The following is a 20,459-nucleotide window of genomic DNA, read 5'->3' as shown; positions in this document are numbered from 1 at the left end:
CCCCGGCCTTTCGCATTCTGTGGCCTGTCCGCCTTACATGCGGTTGCGACGGCCCGTGATCGCCCGGAACAGGAAGATCAGGATGCAGGCACCGATGGTCGCCACGATCAGCTGGCCGATCAGCCCGCCCGCGGTGGCGCCCAGCACCATGCGGAACAGCGCGTTGCCGACGACGGCGCCCAGGATGCCCAGGATGATGTTCGTCAGCAGGCCGTGATTGCTCTTCATGATCTGTTCGGCGATCCAGCCGGCGATGGCGCCGAGAATGATCGACAGGATGATGCCGTAACCTTCCATGGAATGTCCCTTTCAAGATGGAGGCCACCCCTGCGGCGGCCGGTCGCAGGGACAATGCCCCTGCGGCCCGATCCGTTCCCCGGCCCGTCCTCGGGGCCGGGTCTGTGGCTTTCCGGTCACAGGGACAGGCAGATATACTTCATCTCCAGGAAGTCCTCGGTGCCGTGGCGGCTGCCCTCGCGGCCCAGGCCCGATTGCTTGACGCCGCCGAAGGGCGCCACCTCGGTCGAGATGATGCCCGTGTTCACGCCGACGATGCCGTATTCCAGCGCCTCCTGGACGCGGGTGATGCGGCCGATGTCGCGGGCGTAGAAATAGGCGGCCAGCCCGAAGATCGTGTCATTGGCCTTGGCCACGGCCTCCTCCTCGGTCTCGAAGCGGAAAAGCGCGGCCAGCGGGCCGAAGGTCTCCTCGGTGGCGACCTTCATGCGGTCGGTGACGCCGGTCATCACCGTCGGTTCGAAGAACAGCCCGTCCCTGCGCTGGCCGCCGGTCAGGACCGTGCCGCCGCCATCCAGCACGTCGCGGATGTGATCCTCGACCTTTTCGACCGCATCCTCGTTGATCAGCGGGCCGGTGGTGGTCCCGTCCTGCAGCCCGTCGCCGACGCGCAGCTTGTCCACCGCCGCCGCCAGCTTTTCGGCAAAGGCGTCATGGACGCCCGACTGGACATAAATGCGGTTGGCGCAAACGCAGGTCTGGCCGTTATTGCGGAATTTCGACGCCATCGCGCCTTCGACCGCGGCATCCAGATCGGCATCGTCAAAGACGATGAAGGGCGCGTTGCCGCCCAGCTCCATGCTGCATTTCATCACCTGATCGGCCGCCTGGCGCAGCAGGATGCGCCCCACCTCGGTCGATCCGGTGAAGGTCAGCTTGCGCACCAGGGGGTTCTCGCAGAACTCCTTGCCGATATCGGAGGACCGCGACGAGGTGATGACCGACAGGATCCCCTTGGGCAGGCCCGCGCGTTCGCCCAGAACCGCCATGGCCAGCGCCGAGAGGGGCGTTTCCGCCGCCGGGCGGGCGACAAAGCCGCAGCCCACGGCCAGGGCGGGCCCGGCCTTGCGCGCGATCATCGCATTGGGGAAATTCCAGGGGGTGATCGACCCGACCACGCCGATGGGCTGGCGGATCACGGTCAGGCGCTTGTCGGCCTGATGGCCGGGGATGGTCTCGCCATAGATGCGTTTCGCCTCCTCGCCGAACCATTCGATGAAGCTGGCGCCATAGGCGATCTCGCCCTTGGCCTCGGCCAGGGGCTTGCCCTGTTCGGCGGTCAGGATGGTGCCCAGATCGTCCTGGGCCGCCATCATCAGGTCGAACCATCTGCGCATCACCTGGGCGCGGTCCTTGGCGGGGCGGGCGGCCCAGTCCTTCATCGCGGCCTGGGCCGCATCGATGGCGCGGGCGGTCTCGGCCCGGCCCAGATCGGCCACGCGGGCGATCACGTCGCCGCGGGCGGGGTTTCTGACATCGAAGGTGGCGCCGTCATCGGCATCGACCCATTCGCCCGCCACGAAGGCGCGGGTCTCCAGCAGTCCCGGATCGGACAGCAGCGATTTCAGGTCGGTCTGGGCATCGGTCATGGCGCTCTCCGGGGCTGTCGCAGATGGCGGCAGTGGATCACGGGCCGGGGGCGGTGTCAAAGCGCCGTGATCTGGCGGGCGCGATGGATCCGGATGCCGGGCTGCGACGTTGTGACCGTATCGCTAAGCTGTCCCTCTTGGCGAACTCTCGGGGGCGGTGCGCTGGTCGCACCGCCCTTTCCGCTGCGCCTCGTCCCGGATCTGGGTCAGGGTCGCGCCGGGGGTCAGGGCCTCGGGGTCCAGCCGCAATTCGATCACCGCCAGCCGCCCCGACAGGCGCGCCCGTTCAAAGGCGGGGGCGAAATCGGCGTCGCGGGTCACGACCTCGCCATGCCCGCCATAGGCGCGGGCCAGCGCCGCGAAATCCGGGTTGAAGAGATCCGTCCCCGAGACCCGCCCCGGGTAATGTCGTTCCTGATGCATGCGGATCGTGCCGTAGCGGCCGTTATTGGCCACGATCACGATGGGCGTCGCGCCATATTGCGCGGCGGTCGACAATTCGTTCACGGTCATCTGCAGGCAGCCGTCGCCCGCCAGGCACACGGTCAGCCGGTCGGGATGGGCCAGGCTGGCCGCGATGGCCGCGGGCAGCCCGTATCCCATCGTCCCCGATGTCGGCGCCAGCTGGGTGCCGAAGCGCTGCCAGCGGTAATAGCGGTGCAGAAAGCTGGCATAATTGCCCGCCCCGTTGGTGACGATGGCATCCGGGGGCAGGATTTCGGCCAAGCTGGCGATCACCTGTTCCAGCCGCAGCGCGCCGGGGGTCGGGCGGGGCTGCTGCCATGCCAGATAGCTGTCGCGCAGCCCGGCCCGCCAATCGGCCCAGGGACGGGCGGTGGGGGCGGGCTGGGCCGCCAAGGCCGCGACCACGGCGCGCGGGTCGGCGACCAGCCCCGGATCGGCCTGCCACAGCCGGCCCAGCTGGTCGGGATCGGGATGGACCATCATCACCCGCGCATGGGGCCGGGTCGGGTCCATCAGCGCAAACCCCCCGGTCAGCGTGTCGCCAAGCCGCGCGCCCAAGGACAGGATCACATCCGCCTGCTGCAGGGCCCGCCCCAGCTCCGGGTTCATGCCGATGCCCAGATCGCCCACGTAATGGGCATGGGTGTTGTCCATCCGGTCCTGGCGGCGGAAGGGCACCGCCACCGGCAGGTCCCAGGCCTGGGCAAAGCGCGCCAGATCGTCCGCCGCCCCCTGCGACCAGAGCGGCCCGCCCGCCACGACCAGCGGCCGTTCGGCGCGGGCCAAGGCATCGGACAGGCCCGCCAGCGCATCGGCATCGACGACCGCCCGGGGCGCGCGCGCCGGGGCCAGGTCGGGGCAGTCGGCATGGCCCGACAGCATGTCCTCGGGCAGGGCCAGGATCACGGGGCCGGGGCGGCCCGACATGGCGACATGGAACGCGCGGGCGACATATTCCGCGATGCGGTCGGTCCGGTCGATCTGGGCCACCCATTTCGCCAAGGGGGCGAACATGGCGCGGTAATCGACCTCTTGGAAGGCGTCGCGATCGGCGTCGGCGCGCGCGATCTGGCCCACGAAAAGGATCATCGGCGTGCAGTCCTGACGCGCCACATGCACGCCCGCGCTGGCATTGGTGGCGCCCGGGCCGCGGGTGACGAAGGCCACGCCGGGGCGGCCGGTCAACTTGCCCTGGGCCTCGGCCATCATCGCCGCGCCGCCCTCGTGGCGGCAGACCACATTGGCGATGCCGCTGTCATGCAGCCCGTCCAGCGCCGCCAGAAAGCTTTCGCCCGGAACCGAGAACACCCGTGTGACGCCATTGAGGCGCAGCGCCTCGACCAGGATCTGTCCGCCATGCCGCATGCTGTCCCCCCTTGCTTGCGCCAGACCTAACCCGCGGCGGCGGGCGGGCGCAACGCATGCCTTTACAGACGCCCCCGCCGCGCCTATCTGACCCCGATGGCCAAGGATGACGATAGCAAGAACTACAAGGTGATCGCCGAGAACCGGCGGGCGCGTTTCGATTACTTCATCGAAAGCGACCTGGAGGTGGGCATCATGCTGACCGGTTCCGAGGTGAAATCCCTGCGCGTCGGACAGTCCAACATCGCCGAAAGCTATGCCTCGGTCGAGGGTGGCGAATTGTGGCTGATCAACGGCTATATCGCGGCCTTGGCCCGCGCGGGCGTCTTCGGCCATGAGGAGCGTCGCCGCCGTAAGCTGCTGGTCAGCAAGCGGGAATTGTCGCGCCTGTGGCAGGCCACCGCGCGCGAGGGGATGACGCTGGTGCCCTTGGTGATGTATTTCAACCACCGGGGCATCGTGAAGCTGAAGATCGGCGTCGCCAAGGGCAAGAAGAACCACGACAAGCGCGAAACCAGCGCCAAGCGCGACTGGAGCCGCCAGAAGCAGCGCCTGCTGAAGCAGGGATAGGCTGTTGCAGCCCCGGCCCCGGCCCTGTAAATCGGGGCGCGGCGCAACAGGGGGGCGGGCCATGGACGATCCGAAGACACTGGTCTCGACCGACTGGCTGGCGGCGCATCTGGCCGATCCCGACCTGCGCATCATCGATGCCAGCTGGCACATGCCCGCCACGGGCCGCGACGCGCGGGCCGAATACGATGCCGCCCATATCCCCGGCGCGCGGTTCTTCGACATCGACGCGATCAGCGACAAGCGCTCGGCCCTGCCGCATATGGCCCCGCCACCCGAGATGTTCATCAGCCGGTTGCGCGCGATGGGCATTGGCGACGGGCATCAGGTCGTCATCTATGACAATTCCGACGTGCGCAGCGCCTTTCGCGTCTGGTGGAGCTTCCGCCTGATGGGCAAGACCGACGTGGCCGTGCTGGACGGCGGCCTGGCCAAATGGCTGGCCGAGGGCCGCCCGACCGAGGACATGCCCCCCGTCATGCGCGACCGCCACATCACCGTCCAGCGCCAGGCGGGGCTGGTGCGCGACGTCACCCAGGTGGCCGCCGCCAGCAAGCTGGGCGATCCCCAGATCGTGGATGCGCGCAGCCCGGAACGGTTCCGCGGCGAGGTGCCCGAGCCGCGCCCCGGCCTGCGCGCCGGCCACATCCCCGGGTCGCGCAACCTGCCCTTTGGCCGGCTGTTCAACGCCGACGGCACGATGATCGCGCCGGACGCGATCCGCGCGGCCTTCACGGATGCGGGCATCGATCTGTCGCGCCCGGTCATCACCACCTGCGGCAGCGGGGTGACGGCGGCGGCGCTGTCCTTTGCGCTGGAGCGGGCGGGCCATCGCGACCATTCGCTTTACGACGGCAGCTGGACCGAATGGGGCAGCTTTGCCGACCTGAACATCGCAACCGGAGACGCCTGATGCTGACCGACCTGAAAGCCCAAAGCCCCGACAAGATCCTGATGCTGATCGAGGAGTTCAAGGCCGACACCCGACAGGGCAAGATCGACCTGGGCGTGGGCGTCTACAAGGACCCGCAGGGCGTCACCCCGGTCATGCGCGCCGTGAAGGCCGCCGAACAGCGGATCTGGGAGACGCAGACCACCAAGGCCTATACCGGTCTGGCGGGCGAGGCCGACTATCGCAACGCGCTGGCCAGGATGGTGCTGGGCGATCTGCCCGCCGACCGTCTGGCCTCGGTCGCGTCGGTCGGTGGCACGGGCGCGATCCGTCAGGCGCTGGAGCTGGCGCGGCTGGCCAATCCGGGCGTGCGGGTGTTCGTCTCGAACCCGACCTGGCCGAACCATTTGTCGATCATGGCCTTCATGGGCCTGCCCTATACCGAATACCGATATTTCGACGCGGAAACCCGCGGCGTCGATTTCGAGGGCATGAAGGCCGACATCGCGCAGGCGGGCCGCGGCGACATCGTCCTGCTGCATGGCTGCTGTCACAACCCGACCGGCGCGAACCTGACCTTGGATCAGTGGTCCGAGGTCGTGGCGATCCTGGAGAAATCGGGCGCGGTGCCGCTGATCGACCTGGCCTATCAGGGCTTTGGCGACGGGTTGGACGCGGATGCCGAGGCCACGCGCCTGGTCGCCCGCAGCCTGCCCGAGGTGCTGATCGCGGCGTCATGCTCCAAGAACTTCGGCATCTATCGCGAACGCACGGGCATCCTGATCGCGCTGGCCGACAGCACCAAGGGCCGCGATCTGGCGCAGGGGTCGATGGCCTTCCTGAACCGGCAGAACTTCTCCTTCCCGCCGGATCATGGCGCGCGGATCGTCAGCACCATCCTGACCGACGACGCCCTGCGCGCCGATTGGGCGGCGGAACTGGAGGAGGTCCGTAACACCATGCTGGGCCTGCGCGACCAGCTGGCGGCAGAGCTGCGCGAACTGTCGGGCAGCGACCGGTTCGACTTCATCCGCCACCATCGCGGCATGTTCTCGCGCCTCGGCGCGACGCCCGAACAGGTGCAGCGCCTGAAGACCGATGCGGCCATCTACATGGTGGGTGATTCGCGTCTGAACATCGCGGGCCTGAACCGCGATACCGTGCCGGTCCTGGCACGGGCGATCATCGACGCGGGCATCTGATGCCCGAAGGCCCGGCGCTCAGCGCCGGGCCAGCGCGCGCTCGATATAGTCGCGCAGCTCCTCGACCTCGCTGCGGCTTTCGCGCAGACCCTCCATCGCGGCATTCAGCTCGGCCTCGGCCCCGGTCAGGCGGGAATTCAGCGCGGCCTCGCGGTCGCGGGCCTCGGCGATGGCGCGGTCGCGCTGGTCCTGGGCGTCATGCAGCTGCTTGGCCAGGCGGTCCAGCTCGGTCATGTCGCCTTGGGCCGGGCGGGCGACGCGATGGACCAGCCAGCTGGCCAGCCAGCCCAGCACGAAGGCCCCGAACAGGATCAGCGCGGTCACGGCAATGAATTCGGAACGGGTCATTCGTCAGGGGCCTCGTCGGTCGTGCCGGTCCGGGCCGTCACGCTGTCGGGGCGCGGGCCGGGGCGGGGGTCTGGTCATCGGGGGTCAGGACGGGGACGATCATCGTCTCGCGTTCGGCCAGGGATCGGAACTCCTCAGCGACGCCGACGGTCAGGGGGACGGTGCCGGCCTGTTCGCGGCTGCTGGGCAGGACCGGACCCTGCATCCGGGGCTGGGCGGGGCCTGCGGCGATGCCGGGCCATTCCGGCCCTTGGACGGGCGGCAGCATGGGCCCCGCGGCGGCGGGCAGCTGCGGTCCCTGGGCGTTATCGGGGGGGGCGGGGGCCTCGACCGGGGTCTGGCCGGTCACGCCATTGACCACGCGGGGCGCGGGCAGGCTGTCGGCGCGCACCGGCTGCGGCGACAGCAGGCGGAATTCGATCCGGCGGTTGGCCTCGCGGCCCTCCTCGGTCTCGTTCGTGGCGATGGGCTGGCTTTCGCCATAGCCGCGCACGGCCATGTTCGTCACGTCGATCCCCGCCCCCTGCATGGCCGAGACGATGGCCTGCGCGCGCGACCGCGACAGTTCGGCATTGAACCCCTGCGAGCCTTGGGAATCGGTATGGCCGCCGGCCTCGATCTGGAAATCGGCGCAGTCCTGCATGATCGGGCCCAGCTGGGCGAGGGTCGGTTCGGGATCGCCCGCGATCGAGGACCGGTTGGGTTCGAACCCGATCTCGCTTTCCGACATGACCAGGTTCAGCTGCGCCACGCATTCGTCGCCATCGGGCAGGCCCAAGGCCTCGTCCAGGCGGCGGTCATAGGTGATCGACAGGCGATAGCGCGCGCCGGGCCCGAGCCGTTCGGCCAGGATGCCCGCGGCATTCTCGGTCGCCTGCGGATCGCCCGAGACGCCGCCCAGCTCGACCGCGTCGGGGGTGACGCGGACCTGGCCCGCATCCAGCGTGCCCATCGCCTCCAGCGCGGCGATGACGCGCACGGTCCAGCCGCCCGGCACGTCCGGGTCCGACCGCAGCCCGCTGCGCGAGACGTTGAAGCGCGACCGCGCAAAGCTGTCCACCGCCTGACGCATCTGGGCATCGGCGATCTGGCCGCGCATCGACAGGCTGCCCGATGGCGGCAGGGTCGCGGTGAATTCGATCGGCTCGGGATCGGTCTCGGGGCGGTCCAGATCGGCCTGCAGCTGATAGGCGCCGGGCAGGGCGGCATCCAGCCCCGCCACTGCGCGGTCGAATTCCGCGCGGGCGACGGTGGCGGGCGCGGTGATCGCGACCTGATGATCCGACAGGGTGACCTGGCCCGCGCCCAGCTGGCCCAAGGCCAGGATCGCGGCCTCGGCCGCCATGCCCCAATCGGCATCGGGCGCGCCCAAGCCCAGCATGCAGGGCGCGGCGCCTGCCACGCCCAACCGGGCCGCGGCCTCGGCGATGCGTTCGCGCGCCGCGTCGTCATCGGCGGTGCAGGCGTCGAAGCGCGCCCCGCCCTCGTCCAGGACCAGCCGCAGCACGAAGGGCGCCACCACCGGCCGCGGGGCCGAGACCTGCAGATCCAGCGCCACGCCCGCGGGCGTCAGGCGCCGCAATTCGGTTTCCAGGCGCGCCTTGTCGGCATCGTCGGCGGCCAGCGCGGCGACCTGCACCCGCCCCGGCGCGACCGAGACCTTTGCCTGCGCCGCCATCCGCGCCGCCTGCGCCCCAAGCGCCAGCGCATCGGCCCAGCCCGCGGGCATCGGGTGATCGGCGCTCTCCAGCAGGTCGGTCACGTCATCGCCCTGCGCGCCCAGATCGCGCATCAGGCCCGCGCGGTCGGTCGCGGCGGGCATCAGCCCAATCAGCGACAGGCCTTGGTCGTTGCGCAGCAGCTCCACTTTGAAATCGGGCGGGGTCATCGCCTCGACCGAGGCGACGGTCATCGCGTCGCTGACCCGGCCCGCATCCACCGCCATCCCGGCCTGGGTCAGCGCGCGAAAGCGTTCGACCTCGGTCGGGGCGGTGCCGGTCAGCTCGACCCGCAGCCCGTCGCTGCGGACCCGGACCCAGTCATGGCCGGCCGCGCGCAGCGCCTGCGTCACCTCGCGCGAGGATCGGTCCTCCAGATAGGTCGCGGCGGCATCCGCCCCCAGCCAGGACAGCCCTGCGGCCCCGGTCAGGACCAGGATCGTCGCCACGGAGGCGGTGAGGCGGCGCTTGGATGCCATGCAAAATAAACCTGCGGTTGACGGAACCGCGCAAGTCCTAGCCGCAGCCGGGGCGCGGCGCAATCACGCCAGCCCCGCAACAGCAAGAAACAGCGCAAGAATCAGCCCCGCATCGCGGTTCGACCGGAACAGGCGCAGGCAGACATCCCTTTGATCGGGCCGGAAATTTCGCAGCTGCCACCACAGGTGCCCGCCAAAGGCCAGCACCCCCGCCCAAGCCATCAACTGATTGCGACCCGTCAGCCCCACCGCGACCGCCAGAACCGCCACCGAGACCAGCGCGAATCCCGCCAGGATCGCCGGGCTACGATCGCCGAACAGGCGCGCGGTGGATTTCACCCCGATCAGCGCGTCATCCTCGGCATCCTGATGGGCATAGATCGTGTCGTAGAAGATCGTCCAGGCGATCGCCCCCAGCCAGGCCACGACCGGCGCCGGATCGACCCGGCCCATATGCGCGGCATAGGCCAGCATGACCCCCCAGTTGAAGGCGAATCCCAGAAACAGCTGCGGCCACCAGGTGAATCGCTTGGCGAAGGGATAGATCGCCACCAGCGCCAGCGAGGCTACCCCCATCCAGACCGCCGCCTGGCCCAGGGTCAGCAGGATGGCCAGCCCGACCAGCCCCTGCGCCCCCAGCCAGAAATAGGCGCCCGGCAGGCTGATCTGCCCCGAGGGCAGCGGCCGCGACCGGGTCCGCGCCACCTGGGCGTCGATCTTGCGGTCGGTGATGTCGTTCCAGGTGCAGCCCGCGCCGCGCATCACGAAGGCGCCGATCGCGCAGGCCAGCGCGATCCACAGATCGAACAGGCGCGGGCCGTCGGCCATCATCGCCAGCCCGATCCCCCACCAGCAGGGCAGCAGCAGCAGCCAGGTCCCGATGGGCCGGTCCGCCCGGCTGAGCCGCAGCCAGGGGCGCATCGCGCGCGGCGCATGGCGGTCCACCCAGTTGTCGGGGGGCGCATCCGCCACGGCGTCTGGCAATTCGCCTCGGATTTGCATAGCACTCCTCATCATGGCACGGATCAGGTTGTTCATAGATCACCCGCTGGCCCCGGGACAAGCCGTCCCGCTGGAGGCCGGCCAGGCGCATTACCTGTCGGGGGTGATGCGGCTGAAGCCCGGCGACACCATCGCCGTCTTCAACGGCCGCGACGGCGAATGGTCGGCACGGCTGGAATCGGCGTCGAAACGCGGCGGCCTGCTGGCGGTCGGGGAACGCACCGCCCCGCAGATGGACCCGCCCGACCTGTGGCTGATCTTTGCGCCCATCAAGAAGGCGCGCACCGATTTCATCGTGGAAAAGGCCGCCGAGCTGGGCTGCGCGCGCATCCTGCCGGTCCAGACCGACCACACCAATTCCGAACGCATCCGCCAGGACCGCCTGCAGGCCCATGCGGTCGAGGCCGCCGAACAATGCGGCGGCACCTTCGTCCCCCAGGTCGCGGATCTGACCCCGCTGGCGCGGCTGCTGGACGGGTGGGACGGGGGGCGGCGCATCCTTTGGGCCGACGAATCGCGCGCGGGGCCGGTCGCCACGCTGCAGGGCCTGCCGCCCGGCCCCTGGGCCATCCTGATCGGGCCCGAGGGCGGGTTCTCGGCCGCCGAGCGCGCGGCGCTTGGGCGGATGGCGTTTGTCACGCCGGTCAGCCTGGGGCCGCGCATCCTGCGGGCCGACACGGCGGCGGTGGCGGCGCTGACCCTGTGGCAGGCGACCTTGGGCGACTGGCGCTGACCGGACCTGTTGCAGAAATATGACGGTTTTGCCCCCGGCTGTTGCATTTCCTGCATGGCGGGGATGCCGGTTCGGGGGCTACTCTTTGCGGACTGCCCGGATTATCTGCCTGTTATCCGAAAACTGCCCGCCGATCGGGCAAAATGAAAACAGGTGAAGATATGTCGACGATCGAAACGAACCGCAGCGCCGTCGCTGCCGGAGGCGTGGGGAACGTCGTGGCGCAGATCGCCGGTCTGTTCGCGTCTTGGCGCGAAACCCGCGTGACGCGTCGTGAACTGGGCCGCCTGTCGGACCGCGAGCTGGACGATATCGGTCTGTGCCGCGGCGACATCGAGCGCATCGCCCGCGGTCTCTGACGACACTGCCTCCCTCCAAGACGAACGAACCCCCGAAGCCGCGGCGCCGGGGGTTTTTTCATGCGGTCAGCGGCGTGACAGGACCAGCGTGGTCCAGTCGCCCAGATCGTCGCGCCGGACCAGATCGAAGCCCGCGGGATCGTATGCCGCCACGACCTCCTCGGCCTGGCCCGTCAGGATGCCCGACAGCACGATGCGCCCCTGCGGGCCGACATGGCGCGCCATGTCCCCGGCCAGGTCGATCAGCGGCTGTTTCAGGATATTGGCCACGACCAGATCGAAGGGCGCGGCCTGTTCCAGCGTGGGATGGTCGAAGCCCGCGGCCTCGAAACATTCCACCCGGCCCGACAGGCCGTTGGCGATGACATTGGCCGCGGCCGTGTCCACCGCCACCGGGTCGATGTCGCTGGCCAGCACCGTCACCTGCCACAGCCGGGCCGCGCCCATGGCCAGAACCGCTGTGCCGCAGCCGATATCGGCGATGCGCCGCGCCTGAAACCCGTCCGAGGCCAGCCGGTCCAGCGCCTCAAGACAGCCCTTGGTGGTGTTGTGATGGCCGGTGCCGAAGGCCATGGCGGCCTCGATGCAGAGCGCCTCGACGCCCTCGGGGACGGTGTCCGCATCATGGCTGCCATGGACATAGAACCGCCCTGCGCGCACCGGGGTCAGTTCGCGCCGCACATGGGCGACCCAATCGACCTCGGGCAGTTCCGAGATCACGAAGGGGTTCGCCCCATGCGCGGCGGCCAGCAGGGCCAGCGCGATCTCGTCGGGGGTTTCGGTAAAATAGACGCCGACCTCCCACCGCTCGCTGCCATCCTCGATCTCGAAGATGCCGGTGCCGACGGGTTCGGGGGTCAGATCCTCGCAGGCGTCCGACAGGGCCTCGGCGGCCTCGCGGCCATTCAGATGGGTCAGCGCGGTGAAGGTGGGCATCAGATCGGGTCCGGATTGGGGATGGAGGCCTCTACCCCGGTGCCCTTCAGCCCGCAATAACCGTCCGGGTTCTTTTCCAGATATTGCTGATGGGCCTCATGGGCGGGCCAGAAGGGCTGTTCGTCCAGGATCGTCGTGGTGATCTCGGGGAAGCCCTGCACGGCCAGGCGGTTGTTGTAATCGGCCTTCGACGCCTCGGCCGCGGCGCGCTGCGCATCGGTGAAGGTCACGATCAAGCTGCGATATTGCGGGCCGTGATCGTTGCCCTGCCGGTCGCCTTGGGTCGGGTCGTGGTTTTCCCAGAACAGCTGCAGCAGGTGGTCATAGCTGATCAGCGAGCTGTCATAGATCACGCGCACGACCTCGGCATGGCCCGTGTCGCCGCGCTTGACCTGGTCATAGGTCGGGTTCTGGACATCGCCGCCGGCAAAGCCCACCTCGGTCAGCCAGATGCCGTTCTGCTGCCAGAACAGCCGTTCGACCCCCCAATAGCAGCCCATGCCGAACACCGCCTGGTCATAGCCGGGCGGGGGATTGACGCCCAGGGGGCGGTGAAAGATCGCGTGGTCGGTCATCGGGGCCTCATTCTTGGTCGGGCTGGGTGGTCGAAAGGGGAAACGCCCGACGGGGCGGCGGGGTTCACCCGCGCGGATGGGCAGAACGATAGACCGCCATCAGCGCCGCGTCATCCACCCCGGTATAGACTTGGGTGGTGGACAGGCTGGAATGGCCCAGCAGTTCCTGGATGGATCGCAGATCGCCGCCCGCCGACAGCAGATGCGTGGCGAAGCTGTGGCGCAGCGCATGGGGCGTGGCGCTGGCCGGCAGGCCCAGCACGGCGCGGGCGCGGGCCATCGCGGCCTCGACCGTGCCGGCGGCCAGCCGACCGCCGCGGATGCCGCGAAACAGCGGCCGGTCGGGCTGATGCCCCCAAGGACAGATCTGCAGATAGAGCGCGATGGCGTCCCGCGCCACCGGCAGGACCGGCACCTGCCGTTCGCGCCCGCCCTTGCCGCGGATGGTCAGCGCCTCGCGGAAGGGCCAGTCATGGCCCTCGAGGCCCAAGGCCTCGCTGATGCGCAACCCCGACCCCCAGAGCAGCGTCAGCACCGCCGCATCCCGCGCCCCGATCCAGGGCGTGGCGTGATCGCCCACCCGGTCCAGCGTCGCCTGCGCCTGATCGGGCGTCAGCGGGCGCGGCAGGCTGCGGGCAAAACGCGGGCTGCGGGCGGACAGGGCGGCGGACAGATCGAACCCCTCGCGGTCGGATATCCAGCGCAGGAAGGACCGGATCGCCGACATCCGCCGCGCCAGCGACCGCGCCCCCAGCCCGCGCCCGCGTTCGGATGCCGCGAAGGCGCGCATATCCGTCTGGCGCAGCGGCGCCAGCCCGGATGGCGCGACCGATCCGCCCCAATGCCCGGCCAGGAAATGCAGGAAGGCCAGCAGATCGCCGCGATAGGCGGTGACGGTGTGGGGCGACAGGTCGCGGGTCGCGGCCTCGGTCACCAGCCAGCGGTCCAGCGCCGCCTCCATGGCCGGGGTCAGCGCCAGTGGGCGGTCGCCGCTCATCCGGCCATGCGGTCCAGAAGGACCAGCCGGAAGGCCTGCAGGAAGAACCGCAGCAGGTCGGTGCCATGGGCGGGCTGGAACCGCCCGGCATCGGCGCTGCCCATCAGCATCATCGCCCGCGGCCGGCCCGGGCCCAGATCGACCGGCATCAGCGCCTCGGAGGCGACGGCGCGGCCATGCAGGGTCCGCGTCAGCGCGGGCGCGCTGCGCAGCAGGATGTCGTCGCCCCGCGGCGCGCGCCGCCCGGCCGCGACGACCAGGCCGATCGTGCCCTCGGGGACGATCACCGCATCCTCGGGCAGGGGGGGCAGGCCGGGATCGGCCTCGACCACCAGGCGCAGCGTCTCGATGCGCAGCAGCGGCGCGATGTCGGATTGCAGCACGCCCACCAGATCGCCCAGATCGGGCTGTTCCAGCAGGAACAGCACCGCGCGATGGATCATCGCCGTGCCCGACTGGTTGTCATAGGCGGCGGCGATGACGCCCTCATGGGCCTGTTCCAGCCGGTCCAGCCGGGTCTCCAGCGCCTGCATGGCGCGGCCGCGGATGTCGACGACATTCGCGCCCGCCTCGGCCTCGCGCGCGGCGACCAGGGCGCGCATCAGGTCGCGATCGGCCAGGATCGCGCCCGGATCGGCCAGCAGCCTGTCGCGCGTTTCGGGGTCCAGCCCCCCGCTCACAGGATCTTCTGGCCGGTCTGCGCCCAATCCGCGTTGAACTGCGCCAGGCCCTTGTCGGTCAGCACGTGATTGGCCATCGACTTGATGACCGAGGGCGGCGCGGTGATCACGTCGGCGCCGATCTTGGCCGCGTCCACGATATGGTTCACGCTGCGGATGGATGCGGCCAGGATCTCGGTCTCGTAGCCGTAATTGTCATAGATCTCGCGGATGTCGGCGATCAGGTCCATCCCGTCCAGATGGATGTCGTCCAGACGCCCGATGAAGGGGCTGATGAAGGTCGCGCCCGCCTTGGCCGCCAGGATCGCCTGCGCCGGGCTGAAGCACAGGGTGACGTTCAGCTTGTGACCCTCGTCCGACAGCACGCGGCAGGCCTTCAGGCCGTCCCAGGTCAGCGGCACCTTGATGCAGACATTCGGCGCGATCTTGGCCAGGTGGCGGCCCTCGGCGATCATGTCATCGGCCTTCTCGGCCACGACCTCGGCGCTGACGGGGCCCTCGACCATGGCGCAGATCTCGGCGGTGACCTCGGCGATGGCGCGGCCCGACTTCAGGATCAGCGAGGGGTTGGTGGTGACCCCATCGACCATGCCCAGGTCGTTCAGTTCCCGGATCGCGTCAATATCGGCGGTGTCGACGAAGAATTTCATGGCCCGGCTCCCTCTCGTGCGGTTCGCTTGGGTCTTACTGCACTTGGGCGGCCTCGGGAAGGGGTGGGGGCTTGCAACCCGGGCCGCGTCCCGTCTTTATCGCGCCATCATGACCCCGCCCGAATTCTTTCCCCCCCGCGCCCGCATTGCGGTCCTGACCGTCGAGCCGGTGGGCATCCTGGACTATCTGTCCCCCGAGGACGGCGTGCGCCAAGGCCAGCTGGTGCTCGCCCCCTTGGGGCCGCGCCGCGTGCTGGGGCTGGTCTGGGGCCCGGGCAAGGGCGACTTCGACCTGGCCAAGCTGCGCGCGGTCGCTCGCGTCCTGGACGCCCAGCCCTTCGACGCGCGGTTCCTGGATTTCCTGGCGAAGGCCGCGGATTACACGCTGACGCCGCTGCCCCTGATGCTGCGCATGGCGACGCGCGCCCCCGATATCGACCAGCCCCCCGCCGCGCGCCGGATCATCGTGCCCGGATCGGGCCAGCCCGGACGCGTGACAGAGGCGCGGACCCGCGTGTTGCAGGTCATGGCCGATCACGGCGGGGCAAGCTTTGCCGCGTCCGAGCTGGCGCAGCTGGCGGGTGTCGGCACGTCGGTGGTCAAGGGCCTGGTCGCCAGCGGCGCCTTGGCCGAAATCGAGGCGCCGCGCGACACCCCCTATCCGGCGCTGGACCCCACGCGGCCGGGCAAGCCCCTGGCCCCGGATCAGCAGGCGGCCTCCGACAGCTTGCGCGGCGCGATCCGGGCGCGCGGTTACGGCACCACGCTGCTGCGCGGGGTCACCGGCTCGGGCAAGACCGAGGTGTATCTTGAGGCCGTGGCCGAATGCCTGGCGCAGGGGCGGCAGGCGCTGGTCCTGTTGCCGGAAATCGCGCTGTCCGCCGAATTCCTGGACCGGGTCGAGGCGCGGTTCGGCGCGCGGCCCGGCGAATGGCACAGCGGCATCACCCGCACCGAGCGCCGCCGGCTGTGGCACATGGCCGGGCGCGGTCAGGTCGGGCTGGTCGTGGGCGCGCGTTCGGCGCTGTTCCTGCCCTTTGCCGATCTGGGCCTGATCGTCGTCGATGAGGAGCATGACGGCAGCTACAAGCAGGAGGATGTCGTCTATTACAGCGCCCGCGACATGGCGGTGCTGCGCGCCTCGATCAACCGCGCGCAGGTGGTGCTGGCATCCGCCACGCCGTCTTTGGAAAGCTGGGTGAACGCAGCCAGCGGCAAATATGCGCGGCTGGATCTGCAGTCCCGCTATGGCGAGGCCGAGCTGCCACAGATGGCCGCCATCGACCTGCGGTCCGAGGCGATGGAGCAGGGGCGCTGGATATCCCCCACGCTGGCGCAGGCGGTGACCGACCGGCTGGCCAAGGGCGAACAATCGTTGATCTTCCTGAACCGGCGCGGCTTTGCCCCCGTCACCGTCTGCCGCGCCTGCGGCGAGCAGATCGGCTGCCATCAATGCGACGCGCGGATGGTGGAACACCGCTTCCAGAACCGCCTGGTCTGCCACCAATGCGGCGAGACGCGGCCCATCCCCACCGCCTGCCCCAGCTGCGGCGTCGAGGGGAAACTGGCCCCGATCGGTCCCGGTGTCGAACGCATCGCCGAGGAGGTGGCAGTGCGGTTCCCCGATGCCAAGGCCACCGTGCTGTCATCCGACCTGTTCCATTCCGCCCGCGCGCTCAAGGAGACGATCGCCCAGATCTCCGACGGCGACACCGACATCATCATCGGCACCCAGATCGTGGCCAAGGGGCACAACTTTCCGCGCCTGACGCTGGTCGGTGTGGTGGATGCCGATCTGGGCCTGCAGGGCGCCGATCTGCGCGCGGCGGAGCGCAGTTTTCAGCTGATGCGCCAGGTGGCCGGGCGGGCCGGGCGGCAGTCGGGGGCGGCACCGGGGGTGGCGCTGCTCCAGCCGCATCAGCCCGCCCATGCGGTGATCCGCGCCACCCTGTCGGGCCAGGACGAGGCGTTCTGGGACGCGGAGGCCGCGGGCCGTCAGGCGGCGGGGATGCCGCCTTGGGGGCGGCTGGCGGGGATCATCCTGTCCCATCCCGACCTCGGCACGGTCGCCGATTTCGCGCGCCATCTGGCCGGGCTGGCCGCGCCCCTGGCCGAGGTCGGCGCCGATCTGTGGGGGCCCGCGCCCGCGCCCATCGCCCGGGTCCGGGGGCGGCACCGGATGCGCATGCTGATCCGCGCCCCGCGCCAGGCGCCGCTGCAGGCGGCCATCGCGGATTGGCTGGCGGGGGTCAAGCTGCCCACCAACCTGCGCCTGTCGGTCGACATCGACCCGCAGAGCTTTCTCTGATCAGTTCTTCAGCACGATGCAGCGCCCGCCCAAGGTCTGGAAGCGGGTGCAGAACCGCGTCGCCTCGGTCCGGTTCGAAAATCCCACCTGGGCGGTATAGACGGCGCGCGGCATCCCGTTCAGCCGCTTGCGGACATAGCCCACGCGGGCCCCGTCATCGAGGATCGGGCGCAGGGTGCGGTTCAGCCGTGCGACCTGCTGGGCCGCGCCCGCCTGGCTGGGATGGCTGGCCAGCACCACGCCCCACGGCATGACACGGGGCTGGCTGTTGAACTCGCGCAGGCTGCGATCGCCGGCCATGCGCTCGCAGGCGGGGCGGAAGGGCTGGTCGGGGGCCAGGGCCAGACGCAGGTCGCCCGGTGCGGGCGGGTTGTCGCGCCAGCGATGCGCGCTGAACCCGGTGATGGATTCGACATAGTCGATCGTCTCATAGGGCAGGGTCGTCATCTGGCCGATGAAGCGCGCCGCGCGGTTCTCGCCGCCGTTATAGGCGACGGCGGCCAGGCCGATATTGCCGAACCGGTCGCGCAGATGGGCCAGGTACCACGCCGATTTGCTGATCGCCTGCGCCGGGTTGAAGGGATCGTCCAGCCAATAGAGCTGCGCCGTGCCCGGCATGAACTGCGCGATGCCGAGCGCCCCCGCCGGGCTGACCGCCGAGGGTTCGAACCGGCTTTCCTTCCACAGAAGCCGCGCCAGGAAGGCCGGGTCCAGCCCGTGATCGGCCGCGTTGCGTTCGATCAGCTTGCAGACATCGGCGGCATAGGTCGCACGGGCGATGCAGTCGCGGCCGTCATCGCTGCAGCGCAGATCCTCGGTCACGCGCGGGGGCGGGCGGCCCTCCAGCGCGTCCAGCGCGGGCCGCGCCGCAGCGCCCGTCCCCGCAAGCGGCAGCAGCGCCGCCGCCAGCACCGCGCCCAGACAGGACCGCCACGCGCGCCTCATGCCGCCCCGAAGGGGGGCCGCAGGGCCCGCCGCCAGATCACTTGGAGCTCTTGGCCGCCGGTTTGCCTGCGGCCTTGCCGGTGTCCTTGCCCGTGCCCTTGCCCGCCGCCTTGCCCGCCGCCTTGCCGGGGGATTTCGCCGCGGGCGTCCCGGCCCCGTCGCCGGAGGCCTTCCCGGGCTTGGCTTTGCCGCCATCGGCCTTCCCGGGTTTCGCCTTCTTGGTGGCGTCGCCCTTGGTTTTGGCGGGCTTGGGGTCCTTGGACTTGGGCGCGCCATCCGCAGCCTCGGCCTTGCGGTCCTTCCTGGCGGGTTTGTCGGCCTTCTGCGCCGCGCGCTCGGCGTCCTTGGCGGCCTTGGTGGCGCGGGCGGTTTCCTTCTCGGCTTCCTTGGCGGCCTTCTTCTCGGCCTTGCGGGCGGCCTTCTCGGCCTCCTTCCGGGCGGTTTTGGCGGCCTGTTTCTCGGCCTTGCGGGTGGCCTGGTCGGTGGCCTTGTCGTCGGTCATGACGGGGCTCCTCGTGACGGGATCGGGGATGGAGGCCGGATCGGCGGCGACAGGCTTGGCCGGGCGCTTGGGCACCCGATGGGGTTCGGTGCGCAGGTCGGTCTTGCGCGCCTCGGCAGGTTTGCGGCCGGCGGGCTTGCGGGCGATGGTCGCGCGCTTGACCTTGACCTTGGGCGCGGCGGGCAGGACGGGCGCGGCGATCACGGCAGGCTTGGCGGGCGCCGCGGCATCGAGGCCGCGCTTGCGCCGTTCCGCCTCGGCGCGGCGCTGCGCCCCGCGCAGCAGCTCGGCCGGGCCGGGATCGCCCGAGGCGGGACCCTCGGCCGCATCACCGCGCGCCGCGCGCAGCGACGCGATCAGCGCGATCAGCGCCGAATCGGTCAGCGCGCCCAAGGCCGGCTGCCGGCTGGCCTCGGCCAGGACCAGCTGCTCGGCGCTCAGTATCTCCTGCTCGCGCTTGGCATGGTTGGGCATGGCATGACCTTTGCGGGACGGAAATCCGGTTCGGCACGACATTGCGCAGGAACGATCGGTTTTGCAATTGGAAAGGCCCCGGATTTCTCCGGGGCCTTCAAACGTTTCGCCTTTGCCCAAGCGGGCGGCGCGGATGTCACCAGGACGGGACGGCGCTTTCCACCGGCGAGACGAAGCCCGCGCTGGCCGTCGCGAAGGGGTCCGAGACCATCGCCGCATTGCCCGCCATCGCCGCATAGGGGTCCATGACCGGCGCCTGCGCGGGAACCGCGTTCATCGCGGTCGCCTGGACCGGGGCCGCGGTCGCCGCCTCGGGGGCGGTGGCCTGCTGGATCTCGGCCGCGGGGATCACGTAGCCCTCGGGGGTCTCGACCATCGGGCCTTCATAGCGGACGCTGTCGGCCTGGCCGCGGACCACGACCTGGGTGCCGTTCGGCACCTGCTCGAACAGGTCGATCACGTCCTGGTTGAACAGGCGGATGCAGCCGGCCGAGGTGGCCTTGCCGATCGAGGACGGATCCAGCGTGCCGTGGATGCGGTAATAGGTGTCGACGCTGCCCTGATAGAGATAGAGCGCGCGCGACCCCAACGGGTTCTGCGTGCCGCCCGGAAGGCCGCCCGCGAACTGGCGATAGAGCTCGGGCTGCGTGCGGATCATGTTGTCGGTCGGGCGCCAGCTGGGCCATGCGGCCTTGCGCGCGATCGTGGCGCGGCCCTCGAAGCCCGTGCCCGCGCGGCCCACCGCCACGCCATAACGCATCGCCTGGCCGCCCGGCTGGACGTGATAGAGCACCCGCGCATAGGGATCGACGACGATCGTGCCCGCGCTTTCGGGACCGTTGAAGGGAACAAGCTGGCGCCGGTTGCGGTCGTTCAGATAGGCCGCGCGCACCGCCGGGATCTGGATCGGCTGGCCGTCGGGGCCGCGGTCGACCCGCGCCTGATAGATCTCGGGGATCGAGACCGGCTGCTGGGGGGCGGCGGTCGTCGTCTCCTGCGAGGGACCGCAGGCTGCCAGCCCCAGGGCCAGCGCCGCGAAGAGGGAAGCGAGGCGCATTGCATGTTCCTTGTCATCGGGGGGCGGACCGATCCGGCCCTGCCCCGGCAGCATCAAAATTCATCTGTCGCGACCGGTCACGGGGGCCGGCGCGATTCGCACCCGACTGAATGGGGCCGGGTATCGTTCGGCGTCAACCCCGCGCCGTGCCGGGCGGGACATGTGACCGCACCAGAATCAAGACTATGTGGCGCGAAGGCGTCAGGTCGATCACCTTTGTTCGTCCGAGGAACAACTTGGCGTGTGTTCGGGTTTCCCGACGGCCCCGGCGAGGCCGCCGCCCATGTGGCCGAAAGGTCACGCCCGGCGATTGCCC

20 protein-coding genes are annotated in these 20,459 nt (G+C 70.1%); 6 read left to right on the top strand and 14 right to left on the bottom strand.

The annotated features are described in order from the left end of the window. Positions 1-33: 33 nt before the first annotated feature. The 3 genes from JHW48_RS13925 to JHW48_RS13915 all read right to left on the bottom strand — a co-directional run bounded on the left by JHW48_RS13925 (position 34) and on the right by JHW48_RS13915 (position 3,716). Complete coding sequence (locus JHW48_RS13925; RefSeq protein ID WP_119886932.1) at positions 34-297, bottom strand: GlsB/YeaQ/YmgE family stress response membrane protein; 264 nt, start codon at positions 295-297, stop codon at positions 34-36. 116 nt (positions 298-413) lie between these two features. Further along, positions 414-1,886: an NAD-dependent succinate-semialdehyde dehydrogenase gene (locus tag JHW48_RS13920; protein WP_119886933.1), complete on the bottom strand. Its 1,473-nt coding sequence runs from the start codon at positions 1,884-1,886 to the stop codon at positions 414-416. A gap of 123 nt (positions 1,887-2,009) precedes the next feature. Further along, positions 2,010-3,716: a thiamine pyrophosphate-binding protein gene (locus tag JHW48_RS13915; RefSeq protein ID WP_119886934.1), complete on the bottom strand. Its 1,707-nt coding sequence runs from the start codon at positions 3,714-3,716 to the stop codon at positions 2,010-2,012. Between the two features lie 96 nt (positions 3,717-3,812). Between JHW48_RS13915 and smpB the strand changes: the two genes are divergently transcribed. The 3 genes from smpB to JHW48_RS13900 all read left to right on the top strand — a co-directional run bounded on the left by smpB (position 3,813) and on the right by JHW48_RS13900 (position 6,380). Beyond that, positions 3,813-4,286 (top strand): SsrA-binding protein SmpB, encoded by a 474-nt coding sequence (smpB, locus tag JHW48_RS13910; RefSeq protein ID WP_119886935.1) that lies wholly within the window; start codon positions 3,813-3,815, stop codon positions 4,284-4,286. Between the two features lie 61 nt (positions 4,287-4,347). Continuing rightward, entirely contained in the window at positions 4,348-5,199 is an 852-nt protein-coding gene (gene sseA, locus JHW48_RS13905) for a 3-mercaptopyruvate sulfurtransferase (protein ID WP_119886936.1), read from the top strand. Next, positions 5,199-6,380 carry an amino acid aminotransferase gene (locus tag JHW48_RS13900; protein WP_119886937.1) on the top strand — a complete coding sequence of 394 codons (1,182 nt, stop codon included), beginning with the start codon at positions 5,199-5,201 and terminating at the stop codon, positions 6,378-6,380. The genes sseA and JHW48_RS13900 overlap by 1 nt, the downstream gene beginning before the upstream one ends. Before the next feature lie 18 nt (positions 6,381-6,398). Here JHW48_RS13900 and JHW48_RS13895 read toward each other — a convergent pair whose 3' ends face one another. From JHW48_RS13895 to ubiA, 3 genes are all read right to left on the bottom strand, one after another. Further along, complete coding sequence (locus JHW48_RS13895) at positions 6,399-6,728, bottom strand: voltage-gated chloride channel family protein (protein ID WP_119886938.1); 330 nt, start codon at positions 6,726-6,728, stop codon at positions 6,399-6,401. 37 nt (positions 6,729-6,765) lie between these two features. After that, on the bottom strand, positions 6,766-8,925 hold the full coding sequence (locus JHW48_RS13890; protein ID WP_272835638.1) for an OmpA family protein: 2,160 nt from the start codon (positions 8,923-8,925) through the stop codon (positions 6,766-6,768). 63 nt (positions 8,926-8,988) lie between these two features. Next, positions 8,989-9,927 carry a 4-hydroxybenzoate octaprenyltransferase gene (gene ubiA / locus JHW48_RS13885; protein ID WP_119887141.1) on the bottom strand — a complete coding sequence of 313 codons (939 nt, stop codon included), beginning with the start codon at positions 9,925-9,927 and terminating at the stop codon, positions 8,989-8,991. 13 nt (positions 9,928-9,940) lie between these two features. On the opposite strand from ubiA, the gene JHW48_RS13880 reads away from it, so the two are divergent. Continuing rightward, positions 9,941-10,660 (top strand): 16S rRNA (uracil(1498)-N(3))-methyltransferase, encoded by a 720-nt coding sequence (locus JHW48_RS13880; protein WP_119887140.1) that lies wholly within the window; start codon positions 9,941-9,943, stop codon positions 10,658-10,660. 161 nt (positions 10,661-10,821) lie between these two features. After that, positions 10,822-11,019 (top strand): DUF1127 domain-containing protein, encoded by a 198-nt coding sequence (locus JHW48_RS13875; protein WP_119887139.1) that lies wholly within the window; start codon positions 10,822-10,824, stop codon positions 11,017-11,019. A gap of 66 nt (positions 11,020-11,085) precedes the next feature. On the opposite strand, the gene JHW48_RS13870 is transcribed toward JHW48_RS13875, so the two are convergent. The 5 genes from JHW48_RS13870 to fsa all read right to left on the bottom strand — a co-directional run bounded on the left by JHW48_RS13870 (position 11,086) and on the right by fsa (position 14,857). Next, complete coding sequence (locus JHW48_RS13870; RefSeq protein WP_119887138.1) at positions 11,086-11,955, bottom strand: 50S ribosomal protein L11 methyltransferase; 870 nt, start codon at positions 11,953-11,955, stop codon at positions 11,086-11,088. Continuing rightward, positions 11,955-12,530, bottom strand: coding sequence for a peptide-methionine (S)-S-oxide reductase MsrA (gene msrA / locus JHW48_RS13865; protein WP_119887137.1), 576 nt, complete (start codon positions 12,528-12,530; stop codon positions 11,955-11,957). The genes JHW48_RS13870 and msrA overlap by 1 nt, the downstream gene beginning before the upstream one ends. Positions 12,531-12,594: 64 nt before the next feature. Then, the gene (locus tag JHW48_RS13860) at positions 12,595-13,527 is read right to left on the bottom strand and encodes a tyrosine recombinase XerC (protein WP_119887136.1); all 933 of its coding nucleotides are present in this window, start codon (positions 13,525-13,527) and stop codon (positions 12,595-12,597) included. Further along, positions 13,524-14,207 carry a DUF484 family protein gene (locus JHW48_RS13855; RefSeq protein WP_240637920.1) on the bottom strand — a complete coding sequence of 228 codons (684 nt, stop codon included), beginning with the start codon at positions 14,205-14,207 and terminating at the stop codon, positions 13,524-13,526. Before JHW48_RS13855 ends, JHW48_RS13860 begins: the two co-directional genes overlap by 4 nt. Next, positions 14,204-14,857: a fructose-6-phosphate aldolase gene (gene fsa / locus JHW48_RS13850; RefSeq protein WP_119887135.1), complete on the bottom strand. Its 654-nt coding sequence runs from the start codon at positions 14,855-14,857 to the stop codon at positions 14,204-14,206. The genes JHW48_RS13855 and fsa overlap by 4 nt, the downstream gene beginning before the upstream one ends. 109 nt (positions 14,858-14,966) lie before the next feature. On the opposite strand from fsa, the gene JHW48_RS13845 reads away from it, so the two are divergent. Then, positions 14,967-17,165, top strand: coding sequence for a primosomal protein N' (locus tag JHW48_RS13845; protein ID WP_272835637.1), 2,199 nt, complete (start codon positions 14,967-14,969; stop codon positions 17,163-17,165). On the opposite strand, the gene JHW48_RS13840 is transcribed toward JHW48_RS13845, so the two are convergent. The 3 genes from JHW48_RS13840 to JHW48_RS13830 form a co-directional block, all read right to left on the bottom strand. Further along, entirely contained in the window at positions 17,166-18,110 is a 945-nt protein-coding gene (locus JHW48_RS13840; protein ID WP_119887133.1) for a lytic transglycosylase domain-containing protein, read from the bottom strand. Between the two features lie 37 nt (positions 18,111-18,147). Beyond that, positions 18,148-19,086, bottom strand: a complete 939-nt coding sequence (locus tag JHW48_RS13835; protein WP_119887132.1) for a hypothetical protein — start codon at positions 19,084-19,086, stop codon at positions 18,148-18,150. Between the two features lie 136 nt (positions 19,087-19,222). Continuing rightward, complete coding sequence (locus JHW48_RS13830; RefSeq protein WP_119887144.1) at positions 19,223-20,143, bottom strand: L,D-transpeptidase; 921 nt, start codon at positions 20,141-20,143, stop codon at positions 19,223-19,225. Positions 20,144-20,459 lie beyond the last annotated feature (316 nt).

This window comes from Paracoccus aestuarii, from assembly GCF_028553885.1.
Lineage (GTDB): Bacteria > Pseudomonadota > Alphaproteobacteria > Rhodobacterales > Rhodobacteraceae > Paracoccus > Paracoccus aestuarii.
This window is presented reverse-complemented; position numbering and strand designations above follow the sequence as displayed.

Coding starts and splice junctions, on each gene's coding strand:
- JHW48_RS13925 (WP_119886932.1), bottom strand. CDS start 297: ATGGAAGGTTACGGCATCATCCTGTCGATCATTCTCGGCGCCATCGCC.
- JHW48_RS13920 (WP_119886933.1), bottom strand. CDS start 1,886: ATGACCGATGCCCAGACCGACCTGAAATCGCTGCTGTCCGATCCGGGA.
- JHW48_RS13915 (WP_119886934.1), bottom strand. CDS start 3,716: ATGCGGCATGGCGGACAGATCCTGGTCGAGGCGCTGCGCCTCAATGGC.
- smpB (WP_119886935.1), top strand. CDS start 3,813: ATGGCCAAGGATGACGATAGCAAGAACTACAAGGTGATCGCCGAGAAC.
- sseA (WP_119886936.1), top strand. CDS start 4,348: ATGGACGATCCGAAGACACTGGTCTCGACCGACTGGCTGGCGGCGCAT.
- JHW48_RS13900 (WP_119886937.1), top strand. CDS start 5,199: ATGCTGACCGACCTGAAAGCCCAAAGCCCCGACAAGATCCTGATGCTG.
- JHW48_RS13895 (WP_119886938.1), bottom strand. CDS start 6,728: ATGACCCGTTCCGAATTCATTGCCGTGACCGCGCTGATCCTGTTCGGG.
- JHW48_RS13890 (WP_272835638.1), bottom strand. CDS start 8,925: ATGGCATCCAAGCGCCGCCTCACCGCCTCCGTGGCGACGATCCTGGTC.
- ubiA (WP_119887141.1), bottom strand. CDS start 9,927: ATGCAAATCCGAGGCGAATTGCCAGACGCCGTGGCGGATGCGCCCCCC.
- JHW48_RS13880 (WP_119887140.1), top strand. CDS start 9,941: ATGGCACGGATCAGGTTGTTCATAGATCACCCGCTGGCCCCGGGACAA.
- JHW48_RS13875 (WP_119887139.1), top strand. CDS start 10,822: ATGTCGACGATCGAAACGAACCGCAGCGCCGTCGCTGCCGGAGGCGTG.
- JHW48_RS13870 (WP_119887138.1), bottom strand. CDS start 11,955: ATGCCCACCTTCACCGCGCTGACCCATCTGAATGGCCGCGAGGCCGCC.
- msrA (WP_119887137.1), bottom strand. CDS start 12,530: ATGACCGACCACGCGATCTTTCACCGCCCCCTGGGCGTCAATCCCCCG.
- JHW48_RS13860 (WP_119887136.1), bottom strand. CDS start 13,527: ATGAGCGGCGACCGCCCACTGGCGCTGACCCCGGCCATGGAGGCGGCG.
- fsa (WP_119887135.1), bottom strand. CDS start 14,857: ATGAAATTCTTCGTCGACACCGCCGATATTGACGCGATCCGGGAACTG.
- JHW48_RS13845 (WP_272835637.1), top strand. CDS start 14,967: ATGACCCCGCCCGAATTCTTTCCCCCCCGCGCCCGCATTGCGGTCCTG.
- JHW48_RS13840 (WP_119887133.1), bottom strand. CDS start 18,110: ATGAGGCGCGCGTGGCGGTCCTGTCTGGGCGCGGTGCTGGCGGCGGCG.
- JHW48_RS13835 (WP_119887132.1), bottom strand. CDS start 19,086: ATGCCCAACCATGCCAAGCGCGAGCAGGAGATACTGAGCGCCGAGCAG.
- JHW48_RS13830 (WP_119887144.1), bottom strand. CDS start 20,143: ATGCGCCTCGCTTCCCTCTTCGCGGCGCTGGCCCTGGGGCTGGCAGCC.